Below are 15,855 nucleotides of genomic sequence, written 5' to 3'. Positions count from 1 at the left end.
CACTACCCACCCTGTTTCGCATGACCACTCAGGCATTATCTGCTGCTTCTCCACCTTTCACAGACTTTGACCAGCTGATGATGCGCCGGGCGCTGGACCTGGCGCGCCTGGGCACCGGCTACACCCGTCCCAACCCGCTGGTGGGCTGTGTTATCACCCACAACGGCCGCATTATTGGGGAAGGCTGGCACCGGCAGTATGGTGGGCCGCACGCCGAGGTAAACGCGGTGGCCTCCGTCACGGAGCCGCATCTACTGCCACAAAGCCGCGCCTACGTCACGCTGGAGCCTTGTTCGCACTTTGGCAAAACGCCCCCCTGCGCCGATTTGCTGATTGCCAAAGGCATTCCGGAGGTCGTGATTTGCAACCTCGACCCCAACCCGCTGGTGGCGGGCCAAGGCGTGGCCAAGTTGGAGGCGGCCGGCATCCGCGTTAGTTCAGGCTTACTGGCCGAGCAAGGACGCTGGCTGAACCGGCGTTTCTTTACGTTTCAGGAGCAGAAACGACCTTACGTGGTGCTGAAATGGGCCGAAACAGCCGATGGCTTCCTGGCTGGGCGCTTTCACCAGCCCGTGCAGATCAGCGGGGAGCTGGCGGGACTGGCCGTGCACCAGTGGCGGGCCGAGGAGCAGGCCATTTTGGTGGGCACCCGCACGGCCCTGCACGACAACCCCCAACTAAGCGTGCGCCACTGGCCCGGTCAGAACCCGCTGCGCATTGTCATCGACAAAAACCTGAGCCTGCCCCCTGCCCATCATCTACTTGACTGCCAGCAATCTACCCTGGTGTATACCTATCGCCACCGCGACACGCGCGGCAACCTGGGCTACGTGACGCTCTCCGAGGCCGACGACCTGTTTCCGCAGATTATGCAGAACCTGTACCAGCGCAATGTGCAGTCGGTGTTGGTGGAAGGTGGCCCTACAGTGCTGGAATCGTTGCTGCAAGATGGACTGTGGGACGAAATCCGGGTGATACGCAGCCCGAAGCAGTTGGGGGCTGGCGTGGCGGCTCCGCGCCTGGGTTTTGTGGGACTGCGCGAGCAGTTTCGGCTGGGCGACGATGAAGTGTTCGTTTATTTGCGGGAGCCAAATGCCTAAACGTTGTTTCTCGCAGAGGTTCGCGGAGGTAGGCGCTGAGGTTCGCAGAGCATAGCCAGCCCGCCTATCTATTCAACACTTACCATTCAACATTTTCAACCGTGGCCGAAGAACTTCACCTTGATACTACCCTCAGCAAAGCCGAGCAGTACCGCCAGCTCCTACCCCAGATCGAAGCCCTGACCACCGGCGAGCCGGACCTGACGGCCAACCTTGCCAATATGGCCGCCGCGCTGCGCCAGGCATTTGGGTTTTTCTGGGTAGGGTTTTATTTGGTGAAAGGCGACGAGCTAGTGCTGGGACCGTTTCAGGGCCCTATTGCCTGCACGCGCATCCGGCGCGGTAAGGGCGTGTGCGGCAGTAGCTGGGCCGAAGCCAAAACGCTATTGGTGCCCGATGTAGAGCAGTTTCCCGGCCACATCGCGTGCAGCTCCGACTCTAAATCCGAAATCGTAGTGCCCGTGCTGAAAGACGGCCAAGTAGTAGCCGTGCTCGACGTGGACAGCGACCAGCTCAACGACTTCGACCACAACGACCAAGCAGCGCTGGAGCAATTGATGCAATTGGCGGCCGGGTGGTTTTAGGCTGTCATTCCGAGCAGAGCGAGGGATCTGAGTAGGAAATTGTTTTTGCGCTAATACGCCACAAGCCTCCTTACTTCCAGAACATCCACCAGCTTTTTCTACCAGACTTATTGGTTTCAGATGTTAGTATGTCTGAATCAGCAAGGGTATACGAGGTTACCGGATGACTATAGGTAGCAACAGCCGCAGTTGGCACATACCAATTTGTAACGTTTTCGACTGGCAAACTCTTGCATTCAGCTGCATTGCGGTTGTCTACATATTCTACTTCGTATTTGGATAGTCGTGGTCGTAACTGAATTTTCCCTGTTTCCAACCAATTCGAAATACGCTTGGCCTCTTGTTCTACTGCGGGATAGAACTGTGCTATGTATCTCTTTTTCTGTGATGCTGAAATATTTTCCCATACAGGATTCTCTTCCCAAGCAAAGTCACGGCATGCTGTCATACCATAGGTGAAACCCAAGTTTTCTAAAAAAGAATAGTCGTCGCTCCACCAATCATAGCTATCAACAAGTGCCATCAGTACCTCGTCAGAACTAGCATGGTTGATTATATTTTGAAGTATCTGCTCCAGTTCCTCAGTATATATCTGGCCCCAGTCTATATATTTATCTAGGGGCTTAGGAAGCAAAAAGCGAGGAATGGGGCATAACTTCCTGTTATGCAGCAAACTAACCGCTATTATAAGTGCAGCAAAATTTCCGAGGTCAAATTTCGCTACTTGTTGCGTCTTTTCGCGCTGGATTTGACGGCTTCGGACGCGGCCCGGCTGACGGGTCTGAGCGTACGCGCGGTCAACGACATATACCTGCGCCTGCGCCACCGGCTGCTAGCTTGCAGCCCGGTGCCGGCTGACCTGGACGGGGCCGTCGAACTGGACGAGAGCTACTTCGGCCCGCGGCGCGTACGCGGCAAACGGGGCCGGGGAGCGGGGGGTAAAACCATTGTCTTTGGCCTGTTCAAACGCGGGGCTCAGGTATACACGGAAATCGTCCCGGATTGCTCGAAAAAGACCCTGCAAGCTATTATTCGGGGTAAGATTGATGTCACGGCGATGGTCAACACCGATGGCTGGCGCGGCTATGATGGCTTGGTGGACGTGGGCTACGACCGTCATTTTCGGGTGCATCATGGGCAGAACGAGTTTGTCCAGGGAGCCTCGCATATCAACGGGATTGAATCATTTTGGAGCTTTGCCAAAGCCCATCTGCAACGCTTCAAGGGCGTGCCCAACCATACGTTTTTACTACACTTGAAAGAGGCCGAGTTTCGCTTCAATCATCGCCACGAAGACCTGTACAAACTCTTACTTAAATTGCTTCGTCAACAGCCCCTCTAATTAGTTTTGCTTCCTAAGCCCCTTATCTAATACCTTTTCCAAATTGTAGAGAACTGATTTGTCTTTATAGTTCAAACTGATTAGCTCGAAGTAATCATCGGAGTCAAGAAACTCTTCCAGTTCTGAGGTAGCATAAACCCAAGCCTCAAAATCAGTTATGCCTAATTTCTTCCCTAATACTTGGTGAAATGCAGTTTGTATTTCCATACCTTTAAAATAACAAAAAAGCGCCGCAGCCTCCCAAGGAAGCTGCGGCGCTTTTGTTACACAGATAGCTACTGTGGATAATAAGTTGCTAGCATACGAAGCGGTAGAGATGCTTCGACGCGTTAGCTAAACAAGCCCGGCTGCGCTACCTTCAACTGCGCAATGACCGTTTGGCCGCCTTTCACTTTCTCGCCTAGCCCTACCTTCAATTCTGTATCCAGCGGCACGAAGATGTCGACGCGGGAGCCGAACTTGATGAAGCCGAACTCCTCGCCTTGGTTCACCTCGTCGCCTTCATTTACATACCACACAATACGGCGGGCCATGGCGCCGGCAATCTGCCGGAACAGCACAAACGGACCTGCATCGGACTCCACTACCACCGTGGTGCGCTCGTTTTTGGTGCTGCTCTTGGGGTGCCACGCCACCAGATAGTTGCCGGGGTGGTAGCGGAAGTAGCGCACAATACCCGAAATAGGATTGCGGGTGATGTGCACATTGATAGGCGACATGAAAATGCTGATTTGCTTGCGCATATCGTCAAAATACTCGCCTTCGTGCACGTCCTCAATCACTACCACTTTACCGTCGGCGGGGGCAATGAGCAGGTCTTCGTGGGTGAGCAAATTGCGGAAGGGGCTGCGGAAGAATTGCAGCAGCAGCAGGAAAACAATAACGGAGATGCCCGCAAAAATCTGGTTGAACAGCAGGTGCCGCTCGTTCACGCGGAAGAGCAACAGGTTGACGGCCAGCAAGGCCAACAGCGTAAAGAATAGAATACGTCGTCCTTCTTTATGAATCTTCATATCAGCGCAGATTGTGCAGATTGGACTGATTTCGCAATGTAGGCGTCGTCAGGCCAATAGAGGCGGGCAGCGGGTGTTTAGGGTAGAGAATGAGAGGAACGGGGCAAAATAGGCTAAATCCTTCACAAAGATAGCCCGGCCGAAGCGGTCCGGGCTATTCTTATACACAAATATAAACGTGTGGCTATAGGGACGACGAAGCGTTACCTAGGGTTGCGCCGCCTACCTGTCATTCCGAGCAGAGCGAGGAATCTAAACCACGGATTTGCTCGGATTTGACGAATTACACGGATTTTGTGGACGAACTGCATCACTGCCATTCCGAGCAGAGCAAGGAATCTGGGTGAAAATTGCGACGCTGGCTCTTAACCTCCAGATTCCTCGCCCTTGCTTGATGCGCAACATGCTCGGAATGACAATCATTAATACGCGCCGCGGAACTTGTACGTCTGGGCTACCTTGTCAATGGCCACCACGTAGGCGGCAATACGCATGGGCACTTCGTGCTTCTGCGCCACGGCGTACACCTTCTCGAAGGCTTCGGTCATGATGCGGCTGGCGCGTTCAATCACCATCTGCTCGCTCCACTTGTAACCCTGGCGGTTCTGAATCCACTCGAAGTAGGAAACCGTGACGCCGCCGGAGTTGGCCAGAATATCGGGTACTACCAAGATTCCTTTCTCATTGATAATGGGGTCGGCGGAGGCGGAAGTAGGGCCGTTGGCGCCTTCCACAATCAGCTTGGCCTTGATATCGTGGGCGTTGTGCTCGGTGATGACGTCCTCTACGGCGGCAGGCACCAGCATGTCTACGTCCGAAATTAGCAAGTCATCGGGGTCCATAGGAGTAGCGCCCGTGAAGCCTGCCAAACGACCATTGTGCGCGTTTTTGTAGGCAATGGCCTCGTCGATGTCGATGCCGTCTTCATTCCAATAGGCGCCGCTGATGTCGCTTACACCTTTGATTTTCACGCCTTTCTCGTTGAGCAGCTTCGCGGCCCACGAGCCAACGTTGCCGAAACCCTGCACCACGGCGGTGGTGTTTTCGGGCTTCATGCCCAGCTTGCCCAGCGCCGCAACGGCCGATACCATCACGCCGCGGCCAGTAGCTTCCACGCGGCCCAGCGAGCCGCCCAGCACCAACGGCTTGCCCGTAACCACGGCCGGCGAGGTTTTGCCGGAGGTTTTGGAGTATTCGTCCATCAGCCAGGCCATTTCGCGGGGGCCAGTGCCCATATCGGGGGCTGGAATGTCTTTATCGGGGCCGAACACGTCTTTCAGGGCCAACGTGTAGCCGCGGGTGAGGCGCTCAATTTCGCCGGCGCTCATGGTAGTCGGGTCGCAGATGATACCGCCTTTGGCACCGCCGTAGGGGATGTCTACCACGGCGCATTTCCAGGTCATCCAGGCGGCCAGGGCTTTCACCTCATCAAGGTGCACGTGCATGTCGTAGCGGATACCGCCTTTGCTCGGACCCAGAATGGTGTTGTGCACCACGCGGTAGCCTTCAAACACGCGCACCTGTCCGTTATCCATCGTGACAGGGATACTGACAATCACCTGCTTATCAGGCGCTTTCAGCACGTTATAAGTTTGTTCGTCGAGCCCGAGGATATTGGCCGCTACGTTGAAGCGCGACATCATGGACTCAAGCGGATTTTCGCGGTCCACAATCGGGGCCGGCTCTTTGTACACCGTGGTCAGAACTGCCATGGGGGGTGGGGAAAAAGGGTGGGTGGGTAGGAAAACGTGACGCCTCGTTGCTGGGGGCTGAGACGACACGGGGCAACAATAAGGCCGCAAAGGTAGCGGAATGATGAAGCTGTAAAAGAGATACGCAAAGTGCCGCCCGAACTGGCTGCAAACCATTTCGGGCGGCACTTTGCGTAATACGGTCTTACCCAAATAGTAGCTGCACTACTACTAATACGGGTACCACGAATAAGAAGGCATCGAACCGGTCAAGTAGGCCGCCGTGGCCGGGCATAATGCGGCCGGAATCCTTCACATCCACGCTGCGCTTGAGCATGGACTCGGCCAAATCACCCAGCGGCCCGAATATGGCTACCACGGCGGCGGCCACCAGGCGAGTAGGCAGCGGCATTTCGGGTAGCAGAAAGCCCAGCGCCCAGCCCATACCCAGTGTCAGCAGAAAGCCACCAATGGCGCCCTCCCATGTTTTGCCGGGCGAAATACTGGGCGCCAGTTTGTGCTTGCCAAAGGTCTTGCCAGCCGCGTATGCGCCAATATCGGAGCACCACACCAGCAGCAACAGGCCGAAGATGCGACGGTAATCGTAGCCCTTATCGCTGAAGGCCAATACGTTCAGCAGGCTCATGGGTAGGCTCACGTAGAGCAAACCCAGTAGGGCTACCCCTACGTTGGCAAACGGGGCTAACTCATTCTTACGCGGCCACGAATACATCTCACGTAGAATCAGAATGGTAGGCAGCAGTATAGCTAATCCTAATAGAACGTTTTGCGCAACTTTTCCTATCTGGATAGCCAGAATTATATCTCTTACGTTCCCATCAGCATGAGATGCGGTGTAATGATGTGCATCAGCTACTAAGTAGATAGCACCAAAGAGCATCAAGCTGATACCACCGCCCAACAGCGCCGCCGGCTTGTAGCCCGCTTTGCGCATCATGCGGTAAAATTCCCACAGCATCCGCATTTGCACCAGCCCGAAGAACATGGCAAACGTCCAGGCGCTGTACCAGATGCTGAACAGCAATGCCACGGCCCCCAACACACCGTACAGGATGCGTTGCGTGAGGTTGGACATCGGTTTTTTGCCGGTGGGGTTGGTGGGAGAAGGGGTAGCGTCGGCCAAGGGTAGGGAGAGGTAAGGGAGAGAATAGCCGTCGGCTAAGCAAGAATAATGCGCGAGAATAGCGCGTAACGAATATCCGGAAGATGTACTAGTCGCGGAATCGGCCTACGTCTACGCCATCGCGGCCCAGAGTGCGGGCGGCGGGAACAACGGCAGTTTCCGGCGCGCTAGCCGCTACGCCCTTGCCCCCCAGCGTACGCAGTTGGGTAGGGCCGGTTTCGGTGGTGAGGTGCTCGTGTAGCCAGTACAGTAGGCCTGCTGTGACGAGCAGGGAAGACAGCACCCAGGGCCAGGGCATGGCCTCGTTAGCATCAGGATCCAGCTCGGGGCTCACCCACTGGTTTTGCTGCCAGTAGAGTAGGAGTAGCTGGGTGAAGTTTTGGGTGAAGTGCGCCGCCATAGGCACCAGAATATTGCCGCTCCACTCATACAAATACCCCAGAAGCAGCCCCAGCACAAAGCGAGGCACGAACCCAAAGAACTGCAAGTGAATGGCACTGAAGATGAAGGCCGCCGCCCACACGCCCACGTGCCGCGATGCGAAACTCTGCACCAAATTGCGCTGTATCACCCCTCGAAATACCAGTTCCTCGCTGATGGCCGGCACTATGGCAATAACCAGCACGCCTATCCAGAAGCGCAGCGGCGAGTTGAAATTGGTGAGGGCTTTGGTGAGGGCCTGCGCCTGATCTTCCTTCTCCTTTGCCCATACCTCTACGCCGTGCAGCGCATCGGGCAGGTGCACCTGGGCATTCCAGGCAATGAGGGTCGTCATGAGGGGTAGGCTGGCAATGACCAGTAGTGCGGCCATCAGCAGCCACACGCCGGGCACCGGGCGGCGCGGGGCAAAGTACTCGGCGACATGATACCCGGTGAGCTTCACTAGCGCCAGCGCTGCCCCCGCAAAGCTCAGAAAGAGCACCAACCCTTGCGCAAACATCGACAGTGCCCACCCTTGGGGGTAGCGCTCTGGCTGCTGCATCACGTTGCCGATCTGTTGAAAGTTGATGCCAAACGCCAGGTTGCTGACCGAGGCAATGAAAAACCACGCCACGCAGAAGCCCACAAACAGTAAGACTACCAGCAGAATCAGGTTGGCAATGGGCGGCAAACGGTTGGGTAGGAAACCTTTCATAGCAGTTGGGGGTCTGGAAGTCGTAGGGGTGCCGTGCAGGCACCCGTCGTTGAACGTTTTTTAGTGCACGACGGTGGCCACTTTGCCTCCATCGCGCAACGATAGGCGCCTGCAAGGTGCCCCTACAATCCTAATAGTCGTAAATTTGCGCAAAATCCTGTTATAGCTGCCGTGGTACACATTCGCGACCTTGCCCTTCCTGACTTTCCCTTACTGCTCGCCCCCATGGAGGACGTATCGGACCCGCCATTCCGGGCCGTGTGCAAAGCCAATGGGGCCGATTTGATGTATACGGAGTTTATCTCGTCGGAAGGTCTGATACGCGACGCGGCCAAGAGCCGGCAGAAGCTGGACGTGTTCGATTATGAGCGGCCTATTGGCATTCAGCTCTTTGGCTCCGATGTGGATACCATGGGCGAGTGTGCCCGCATCAGCACCCACGCCGGCCCCGATCTCATCGACATCAACTACGGCTGCCCCGTGAAGCAGGTAGCCTGCCGCGGTGCCGGCGCCGCCCTGCTCCGCGACATTCCCAAGATGGTGGAAATGACGGCGGCCGTGGTGCGCAACACACCCCTACCCGTGACGGTGAAAACCCGCCTGGGCTGGGACGACACTACCAAGAACGTGGAGGACGTGGCCGAGCGCCTACAGGACATTGGCATTGAAGCCCTCACCATCCACGGCCGCACCCGCGTGCAGATGTATAAGGGTGAGGCTGATTGGGAGTTGATCGGCAAAATCAAGAATAACCCGCGCATTAAGATTCCCATCTTCGGCAACGGCGACATCGACTCGCCCCAAAAAGCTGTGGAGTACAAAAACCGCTACGGCGTGGACGGCGTGATGATTGGCCGCGCCAGCATCGGCTACCCCTGGATTTTCCGCGAAATCAAGCACTACATTGCCACCGGCGAGTTGATGGCGCCGCCTACCGTGGAGGAGCGCGTGGCCATGTGCCGCATGCACTTCGAGAAAAGCCTGGAATGGAAAGGCCAACGCGCCGGCATCTTTGAAATGCGCCGCCACTACGCCCAGTATTTCCGCGGCCTGGAAGGTGCCAAGCAGTGGCGCACCCGCCTAGTAGACACCAACGAGCCCGACGAAGTACGCGCCATCATGGACGAAATCATTGCCGCCGAGCCGGTTTTGGTGGGGTAGTATTTTTCGCTTCTGTCATCCTGAGCGCAACGCAGTGGAGCGAAGGACCTTATTACGTGGAACGACTTGCAGCAGATAGTATCTACTGCCTGCTTATTCTACTGTTATAAGGTCCTTCGCTCCACTGCGTTGCGCTCAGGATGACACTCTTTCCCTGTATATGCCCTCCCCTACCCCACCCGCCACCATAGCCGCCCCGGCCCCACCTGCTACCCAATCGCCGGAGCCGCCTATTCCGCTTTCGGCGTGGGTACTGTTGCTGGTGCTGGCCGCTATTTGGGGCACCTCCTTTATCTTGATGAAGAAGGGCTTAGCGGTGTTTTCGCCGCTAGAGCTGGGTGCTACGCGCGTGACGGTGGCTGCGCTCCTGCTCCTACCCTTTGCGCTGCGGCATGTGGGCAAGGTAGAGAAGTCGCGCTTCAAGTGGTTGCTGCTGAGCGGTGTGGTAGGCACGCTCATTCCCGCTTTCCTGTTTGCCTACGCCGAAACGCGGCTGGCTTCGGGGCTGGCGGGTGTGCTCAATGCCCTCACGGCGGTGTTCACGCTGGTAGTGGGCGCGCTGTTTTTTGGGCAGCGCCTCACGGGGCTGCGGGTGCTGGGCATCGGGCTGGGCCTAGCGGGCACGGTGGTGCTGATGGTGCTAGGTGGCAGCGGTGGCGCGGCTACTCCGGCCGGGGAGGGCAATGCGTGGTATGGACTTTATATCGTGCTGGCTACCATTGGCTATGGGGTGAGCGTCAACGTGATCAAGCACCATTTGCAAGGCATTCCGCCGGTGGCCGTTACGGGTTTGCTGCTGCTGTTCATCGGTGGGCCTGCCGTGGTATTTCTACTACTGGGCACCGATTTTCTGCATAAGTTAGCTACGGCACCAGGTGCCTGGACTGCCTTTGGCTATATCGCTCTACTTGCTACCCTCAGCACGGCCGTAGCGATGGTGCTGTTCAACAAGCTCATCCACCAATCCACGGCGCTCTTCGCGTCTTCGAATACCTATCTGATACCCGTTGTAGCGCTAGGTTGGGGCGTGCTCGATGGCGAGTCGTTCAACCTGTGGCACGTGCTGGGCATGGTGATTATTCTGGTGAGCGTGGCGATTATCCACCGGGCGAGGTGAAATGGTGAAGTTGTGAGTTTGTGAATACGATTGTCATCCTGAGCGGAGCGAAGGACCTTATCACGCAAGAACGACAGACGTACCAACGACTCGTTCAACGGGCATAAGGTCCTTCGCTCCGCTCAGGATGACACGCGTATTCACCACTTCACCATTTCATAAACATACGGCCAGTCGTGGAAGCGCGGGGGGAGGCGCAAACGCTGGGCGTGGTGCTGCACATAGGCGAGGATGCGGGTCAGTTCATCAGCGTCCTGCACAGGGTATTCGTAAGAACCGATTTGCCAGAAATCAGCCTCGGGTGGGAGCTGATGGCGCAGGTGGCGGCGGCACTGGGTCGCGGTACGCTGGTGTAGCAGCTTCAGGCTCTTATATATCGACAGACCACTGCCCGCCGGTAGGTGCAGCACGGCGTGCACGTGGTTGGGCAGCACCACAAAAGCCAGCGCCCAAAAACCTTGCTCCTCCAGCATTAGCAGCTCGCCGGCTACTATTTCGGCTAGCTTTTCCTTTTCCAGGTAGGTAGGGCCTACCTCCGCACGGTCCAGCTCGGCATCGAACTGCGCGAAGAAGCGCTTTTGGGCGCGTTGGCGCGCGAGTTGCTGCTGTTCGTCGGTGAGGCCGCCGGCGCGGGACAACTCCATATCCGTCTGCAAATCAGCGTGTAGCTGGCGGCCGATGGCATGGCGCAGGGAGCCAGCCAGGCGAAAGGTGACGAAAAGCGTTTCGCCGGGAGGTAGGGCGTTCATGTGCACGGATGATTTCTCGCAGAGGTAGGCGCAGAGGCTCGCAGAGTTCGTGCTAGTTTTTCCTCAGCACGCCATTTACCTCCACCAATTCGCCTTGGGTCAGCAGGTGCTGCACGGCCCCATCTACTTGCTGGCGCATCTCATCCGATAACCGATTGAAGCCGAGCAAGCGCACCGTAGATAGGTACATGGCTTCGCGAGGTAGGGCGAAGCTATGCGCGATGATGGTGCATATGGCATGGGCCAGCTCTTCTGGGGCAAGCAACGACAGCTTGCGGGAAATGGTGGGCAGGTTGCTCCGGTCGCGCAGAGGTGGCGTTTGCATGGTGTTTTCCCACAGAAAGTCGCCCTGCTGGCGCAGGTGATGCAGGTTAGCGGCCAGCGTGGCAGCGGCCCTACCCGCTTTGCGCATGCGGGCGCCTACCTGCGTGGCGCCGCTGGCCTGGGCCAGCCGCCGCGTGGCCTCGTCCACGTGAATCGGGCTTTCGATGCGTACCACCTGCGCCAACCAGTTAGCCAGTTGGCCCAGGCTGTGCTGATGCAACTCGCGGTGCCCAACGGCGGCGGGCAGTTGCGCTATCTGGTACGGAATAGCCAGAACGGAAGGACCCAACTCTTCACGTTCAATGGTGGCAGGTATTGCGGTTTCCTCGCTCAATAGTACTTCTTCCGCCTCACTAGGTTCATCGAGGGTAGGCAGGCGGCGGGCTTCCTCGATGGCGGCCACCACGCTCTCCAATGCTCGTTGCGGATTGCGGAACCAGTCGGTGCTCCAGATGCGGTGCAGGCGCCAGCCCATTGCCTCCAGCACTTGCTGAGGTAGCCGGTCACGGTCGCGGGCCGAGCGGGCGGCGTGATACAGGGTTCCATCGCACAGAACTCCCAACAGGTAGCGGTCGGGTTGGGTAGGGTCTACCACAGCCAAGTCGAGGTAGAAACCCTGGCTGCCTACCTGCTGGCGCACTTGGTAGCCCCGCTTCGTGAGGGCACGACGCACCACCTCTTCAAAAGGTGCTTCCAGCACGCGGCCGGCTCCCTCGTTGTGGTGAAGGCGGCCATGCTGGGCAAAGGAAAGAAATGTTTTGAGCGCCGCCACGCCTTTCGCTTGCGTGCGACTGAGGTCGAGGTCGTCGGAGGTGAGGTTGGTAAAGACTTCGCAGCGCTGCTTGGCGCGGGTGATGAGCACGTTGAGGCGTCGCTCGCCTCCCTCGCCGTTCAGCGGACCAAAACTCATGGCGAGGTAGCCTTCCTTGGTGCGGCCGTAGCCCAAGCTAATCAGGATAACGTCGCGCTCGTCGCCTTGCACGTTTTCCAGGTTCTTGACAAAGAACGGCTCGTGCGGGTGCCCGTTGAAAAACGCCTCGGTTTCGGGGTGCTGGCGGCGCAACGCCTCCAGCGCATCCTGAATGGCTTGGCGCTGGGCCACACTGAACGCTACCACGCCCAACGTGAGCTGAGGCGTGGTGCGAGCATGGTGCAGCACGGCGGCAGCCACGGCCGCGGCTTCCCGCGGATTCGTGCGCGTAGTACCTCGCTCGTAGTACGTTGTGGATAAGTAGTGGTAGACCAAGCCCAACTTGCCTTTGTCGCCGGGGCTCGAAAAAACCACCAGCTTATCGTCGTAGAATAAGTGGTTGGAAGGTTGAATTAACGCCTCATGCCGGCTGCGGTAGTGCCAGCGCAGCATCCGCTCGGGCATCTGACGGGCTTTGCATAGCTCCATAATACTCTGAATATCAGCCGTCACGTTTTCCTCGTTGGCATCTTCACTAGAGTTGATGAGCGAGTCGAAAAACGAGGTAGGCGGCAGTTGCTTCGAGTCGCCGACTACTACCAGTTGCCGTCCGCGGGCAATGGCGCCCAGCGCCTCCACCGGCTTCACTTGGCTGGCCTCATCAAACACCACTATATCAAACTCCACCGCGCCCGGCGGCAGAAAGCTAGCCACCGACAGCGGCGACATCATAAACACCGGTTTGATGGCCTGCACAGCCTGCCCGGCCCGCTCCATTAGCTGGCGCAGGGGTAGGTGGCGGGCTTTTTTGGCAAACTCGTTTTTGAGCACCAACATCTGCCCCCCGGCCTGCTGATTGGGCAACTGCTCGTAGTGCCGGCGCACGGCCCGCACCCGATGGTGGTAGAGCGAGTCGCGGTCGGCCTGGCGGAAGCGGGCGGCTACCTCCTCGTGCCCGGCCCGCTCGAACTGCCGTAGGGCGGGGTGTTGCTCGTAGGCACTTTTTTGCAGGTATTCCAACCACGTTTGGCGCACTGCCGCTGCTAGTAGCTGTCCCGCCTCGGGCCAGTTTTCGGCTGCATGCAGCAGCTCCGGTAGTTGTTCGGTTTCCAGGGTGGAGGCAGCGTTGTTCCATTCCGCCGTGAGCTGCAAAGCCGGTAGATCGGCCGCCCAGGCGGCTAGTGTGCGTAGTTGATCGTCGAAGGGCTGAAATTGCAGCCGCCCGGCGGGACCAAAGCGGCGCATTTCGTTCAACTGTAAGCTATCCACTACCGCTTGCACGGCGGTGCGCTGCTGCATCAGGGCCGCTTCCACCTGCTGCGTAAGCTGCCCAAGGCTGCTTTGATCTGCCGGCTGCGACGCCTGACCAGAGGAATTGGCCAGGTAGGCAAGCAACACGGGTGGCAATTCCCCGCGCGTAATGCGCTGGTGCGTCAAGGTTAAGTACTCCTGCACCTTGCGCAGGGTACGCCAATCAGAATGCCGCCCCTGCCACATCGACCCAAACAGCGTTTGAAGTAGTGGCTCCGCTTCCGTCAGCGTTTGCTCGTGGCGAGCAGCTTCGCGAATGGCGTCCAGCGCGGCTACTACGTCAGCGGCCTCGGTGGGTAGGGGCGCTTGCCACAGGCTTTGCAGCCGTTTGCGGGCACGACGGTAATCACCGCTCAGAAATTTCCACCACTTGTCTCCGTATTGGAGTAGGGCTGCCCGCTCGGCTAGCAACTCTTGCTGCCAGGCTTCGGGTAACAACTGAGCATCGTATTGCTGATGCAGTTGCTGCTGCTTTTCGCCGGCTTGCCATGCAGCTGTCAAGCGGCTGTGCTGCTGACTCCAGGCAGGGTCAGTCACGGCAACATCAGTAAGCGGCGGGGCCAATTGCGCGTGGCGGGCACTGGGCAGCAGCGCTTCGGCGGCGGCGCGGTCGGGGGGCATGGGTAGGCCTAGGTGGTGCGCCAGCGCTTCGGCGGCGGTTTGCAGGGACACTACGGCCATGTGCGCCGCGTGCAGATGGGCGGTCAGCGCCGTTTGGTCGGCGGGCAGTAGCAATGTCAACGCGCTACCCCAAAAGAGTAGCTGTTTAGGCGCGCCGATTTTTTGCAGCGTGGCCTGTAGCCGGGCGGCTAGGGCCTCAGCGTGGGCGGCGTCGGCATCGGTCCAAGTAATGAGTTGGGTGAAGGGTAGGCGGGGCAGCGCTGCGCTTCCCTGCTCCTCTTGCAGGCGTAGCAGCTCGCCGGCTACCTGCTGCGCGGTGCGTCGGCTTCGGCCAATGGGCGTGTTCACGGCCAGGGCGTAGTCGTTGAGCTGTTGGCGGTAGCGCGGCAACTGCGCCATTTGGTCTTCCACATGGGCGTCCGCAGTAGGTCGGCCTAACGCCAGCGTCGCTTTCAGCTCGTTGTGTAGCGTCTTTTTATTGGCTTTATGACTGTGCAGCTCCAGGCAGGCCACGCCTAGCCCCAGGCCATCCAGGCGGCGCTTTACAACTTCCAGCGCGGCCATCTTTTCGGCCACAAACAGCACTTTCTTGCCTGCCCCAATGGCCTCGGCCAGCAGGTTGGCAATGGTCTGCGACTTGCCCGTGCCGGGCGGCCCTTGAATCACAAGGTTGCGGCCCTCGTGCACGGCCAGCAGCGCCAGTAGCTGCGAGGAGTCGGCATCGAGCACCTGGTGCAGCTCGGCGGCCGGACTCTCGGTATCCAGAAAAGCGGTTTCGCCGAGGGTAGGCGCCGGGTCGCGGAAGCCTTCTGAACCGAGCAGCGCCTCAATGGCCGAGTGGTCGAGTAGGGAGGCATTGGCCGGCCAAGTGGCCGGGTCTAAGTCGCGGTAGAGCATGAGCTTCCCAAAGGAGAAGAAACCTAGCGCAATATCATTAGGATCTACTTGCCAGCGACTTAGGGACGCTATAGCCTCCTGCACAGCAGTATAATATTCGTTCAAACCGCCTTCGCCCTCTGGTTCGGGTAGGGGCAGCCCCAGGCCGAAGGTGGCTTTCAGCTTGGCTTGCAACGACAGGTTGCCTTCCACCTCAGCCCCGGTATAGCGCAGCGTAAACCGCTCGGCCACAGTGCCGCGCTCCAGCAGCACCGGCACCAGCACCAGCGGCGCCCGGCGCGCCTCCTCGCTGCCAGCCGATTCGTACCACGTGAGGCTACCCAGGGCCAGGTACAGGATATTCACGCCCTGCTCTTCCAGGCTGGTGCGGGCTGTGTAATAGGTGTTGAGCAAGCGCGCTTCCAGCTTTGCCAGCGGCTCGGCAGTTTGGAGCTTGTTATCGGAAAGCGCTGTTGTGGATATGGTAACCAGCGGTTCCGCTTCAGCATCGGATGCAACAGTAATTGCTGCGTTCAACGCCGCATCTTCTTGCCCGTGGCGCAAAGTAGAATCGGCCAGAAAATACATGGCCTTGCCTTGGCGTACCAACACGTCGTACACTGCCACCGACTGCTCGCGCACCACCTGTACGCCCCGCGCTTTGGCTACCCGGAAGTTGAGCAGCGGATTGTGCAAGCTCAGGTCGAGCAGCTCCTCGCGGGAGGCGTGGAGCCGTTTAGCCAGGGAAAAATCAGCGGACAGCACGATAGAGGCGCC

The 15,855-nt window shown here is 58.3% G+C and carries 13 protein-coding genes; 5 read left to right on the top strand and 8 right to left on the bottom strand.

What is annotated here, in order from left to right:
* Positions 1 to 20: 20 nt before the first annotated feature.
* Positions 21 to 1,100 (top strand): bifunctional diaminohydroxyphosphoribosylaminopyrimidine deaminase/5-amino-6-(5-phosphoribosylamino)uracil reductase RibD, encoded by a 1,080-nt coding sequence (gene ribD / locus F1C16_RS17790; RefSeq protein ID WP_185281933.1) that lies wholly within the window; start codon positions 21 to 23, stop codon positions 1,098 to 1,100.
* A gap of 101 nt (positions 1,101 to 1,201) precedes the next feature.
* Positions 1,202 to 1,684 (top strand): GAF domain-containing protein, encoded by a 483-nt coding sequence (locus F1C16_RS17785; RefSeq protein WP_185281932.1) that lies wholly within the window; start codon positions 1,202 to 1,204, stop codon positions 1,682 to 1,684.
* A gap of 70 nt (positions 1,685 to 1,754) precedes the next feature.
* Here F1C16_RS17785 and F1C16_RS17780 read toward each other — a convergent pair whose 3' ends face one another.
* The gene (locus F1C16_RS17780; RefSeq protein ID WP_185281931.1) at positions 1,755 to 2,318 is read right to left on the bottom strand and encodes a hypothetical protein; all 564 of its coding nucleotides are present in this window, start codon (positions 2,316 to 2,318) and stop codon (positions 1,755 to 1,757) included.
* Between the two features lie 30 nt (positions 2,319 to 2,348).
* On the opposite strand from F1C16_RS17780, the gene F1C16_RS17775 reads away from it, so the two are divergent.
* Positions 2,349 to 3,026, top strand: a complete 678-nt coding sequence (locus F1C16_RS17775) for an IS1595 family transposase (RefSeq protein ID WP_185281262.1) — start codon at positions 2,349 to 2,351, stop codon at positions 3,024 to 3,026.
* Here the strand turns inward: F1C16_RS17775 and F1C16_RS17770 are convergent, their stop codons facing one another.
* From F1C16_RS17770 to F1C16_RS17750, 5 genes are all read right to left on the bottom strand, one after another.
* Positions 3,027 to 3,233 carry a hypothetical protein gene (locus F1C16_RS17770; RefSeq protein WP_185281930.1) on the bottom strand — a complete coding sequence of 69 codons (207 nt, stop codon included), beginning with the start codon at positions 3,231 to 3,233 and terminating at the stop codon, positions 3,027 to 3,029.
* Positions 3,234 to 3,355: 122 nt separating this feature from the next.
* Entirely contained in the window at positions 3,356 to 4,039 is a 684-nt protein-coding gene (locus F1C16_RS17765; RefSeq protein WP_185281929.1) for a phosphatidylserine decarboxylase family protein, read from the bottom strand.
* Positions 4,040 to 4,461: 422 nt separating this feature from the next.
* Entirely contained in the window at positions 4,462 to 5,751 is a 1,290-nt protein-coding gene (locus F1C16_RS17760; protein ID WP_185281928.1) for a Glu/Leu/Phe/Val dehydrogenase, read from the bottom strand.
* 184 nt (positions 5,752 to 5,935) lie between these two features.
* A complete protein-coding gene (locus F1C16_RS17755) occupies positions 5,936 to 6,874 on the bottom strand; it encodes a phosphatidate cytidylyltransferase (RefSeq protein WP_185281927.1) in 939 nt (312 codons plus the stop codon).
* Positions 6,875 to 6,962: 88 nt separating this feature from the next.
* Positions 6,963 to 8,009 (bottom strand): CPBP family intramembrane glutamic endopeptidase, encoded by a 1,047-nt coding sequence (locus F1C16_RS17750; RefSeq protein WP_185281926.1) that lies wholly within the window; start codon positions 8,007 to 8,009, stop codon positions 6,963 to 6,965.
* 171 nt (positions 8,010 to 8,180) lie between these two features.
* Here F1C16_RS17750 and dusB point away from each other — a divergent pair, with 171 nt between their 5' ends.
* Positions 8,181 to 9,170 carry a tRNA dihydrouridine synthase DusB gene (dusB, locus tag F1C16_RS17745; RefSeq protein ID WP_185281925.1) on the top strand — a complete coding sequence of 330 codons (990 nt, stop codon included), beginning with the start codon at positions 8,181 to 8,183 and terminating at the stop codon, positions 9,168 to 9,170.
* Between the two features lie 160 nt (positions 9,171 to 9,330).
* Positions 9,331 to 10,287 (top strand): DMT family transporter, encoded by a 957-nt coding sequence (locus tag F1C16_RS17740; protein WP_185281924.1) that lies wholly within the window; start codon positions 9,331 to 9,333, stop codon positions 10,285 to 10,287.
* Positions 10,288 to 10,427: 140 nt separating this feature from the next.
* Here F1C16_RS17740 and F1C16_RS17735 read toward each other — a convergent pair whose 3' ends face one another.
* Positions 10,428 to 11,036 (bottom strand): transposase, encoded by a 609-nt coding sequence (locus F1C16_RS17735; RefSeq protein WP_185281923.1) that lies wholly within the window; start codon positions 11,034 to 11,036, stop codon positions 10,428 to 10,430.
* 52 nt (positions 11,037 to 11,088) lie between these two features.
* Positions 11,089 to 15,843: a DUF3320 domain-containing protein gene (locus F1C16_RS17730; protein WP_219733349.1), complete on the bottom strand. Its 4,755-nt coding sequence runs from the start codon at positions 15,841 to 15,843 to the stop codon at positions 11,089 to 11,091.
* Positions 15,844 to 15,855: the final 12 nt, after the last annotated feature.

The sequence above is a fragment of the Hymenobacter sp. NBH84 genome, from assembly GCF_014217645.1.
Lineage (GTDB): Bacteria > Bacteroidota > Bacteroidia > Cytophagales > Hymenobacteraceae > Hymenobacter > Hymenobacter profundi.
Note: the sequence above shows the minus strand (reverse complement) of the source record. Positions and strands in the feature narration are given on the sequence as shown.

What these genes read in the sequence shown, in the direction of transcription:
- ribD (WP_185281933.1), top strand. Translation starts at nt 21, where the DNA reads ATGACCACTCAGGCATTATCTGCTGCTTCTCCACCTTTCACAGACTTT.
- F1C16_RS17775 (WP_185281262.1), top strand. Translation starts at nt 2,349, where the DNA reads ATGCAGCAAACTAACCGCTATTATAAGTGCAGCAAAATTTCCGAGGTC.
- F1C16_RS17770 (WP_185281930.1), bottom strand. Translation starts at nt 3,233, where the DNA reads ATGGAAATACAAACTGCATTTCACCAAGTATTAGGGAAGAAATTAGGC.
- F1C16_RS17765 (WP_185281929.1), bottom strand. Translation starts at nt 4,039, where the DNA reads ATGAAGATTCATAAAGAAGGACGACGTATTCTATTCTTTACGCTGTTG.
- F1C16_RS17760 (WP_185281928.1), bottom strand. Translation starts at nt 5,751, where the DNA reads ATGGCAGTTCTGACCACGGTGTACAAAGAGCCGGCCCCGATTGTGGAC.
- F1C16_RS17750 (WP_185281926.1), bottom strand. Translation starts at nt 8,009, where the DNA reads ATGAAAGGTTTCCTACCCAACCGTTTGCCGCCCATTGCCAACCTGATT.
- F1C16_RS17740 (WP_185281924.1), top strand. Translation starts at nt 9,331, where the DNA reads ATGCCCTCCCCTACCCCACCCGCCACCATAGCCGCCCCGGCCCCACCT.
- F1C16_RS17735 (WP_185281923.1), bottom strand. Translation starts at nt 11,036, where the DNA reads ATGAACGCCCTACCTCCCGGCGAAACGCTTTTCGTCACCTTTCGCCTG.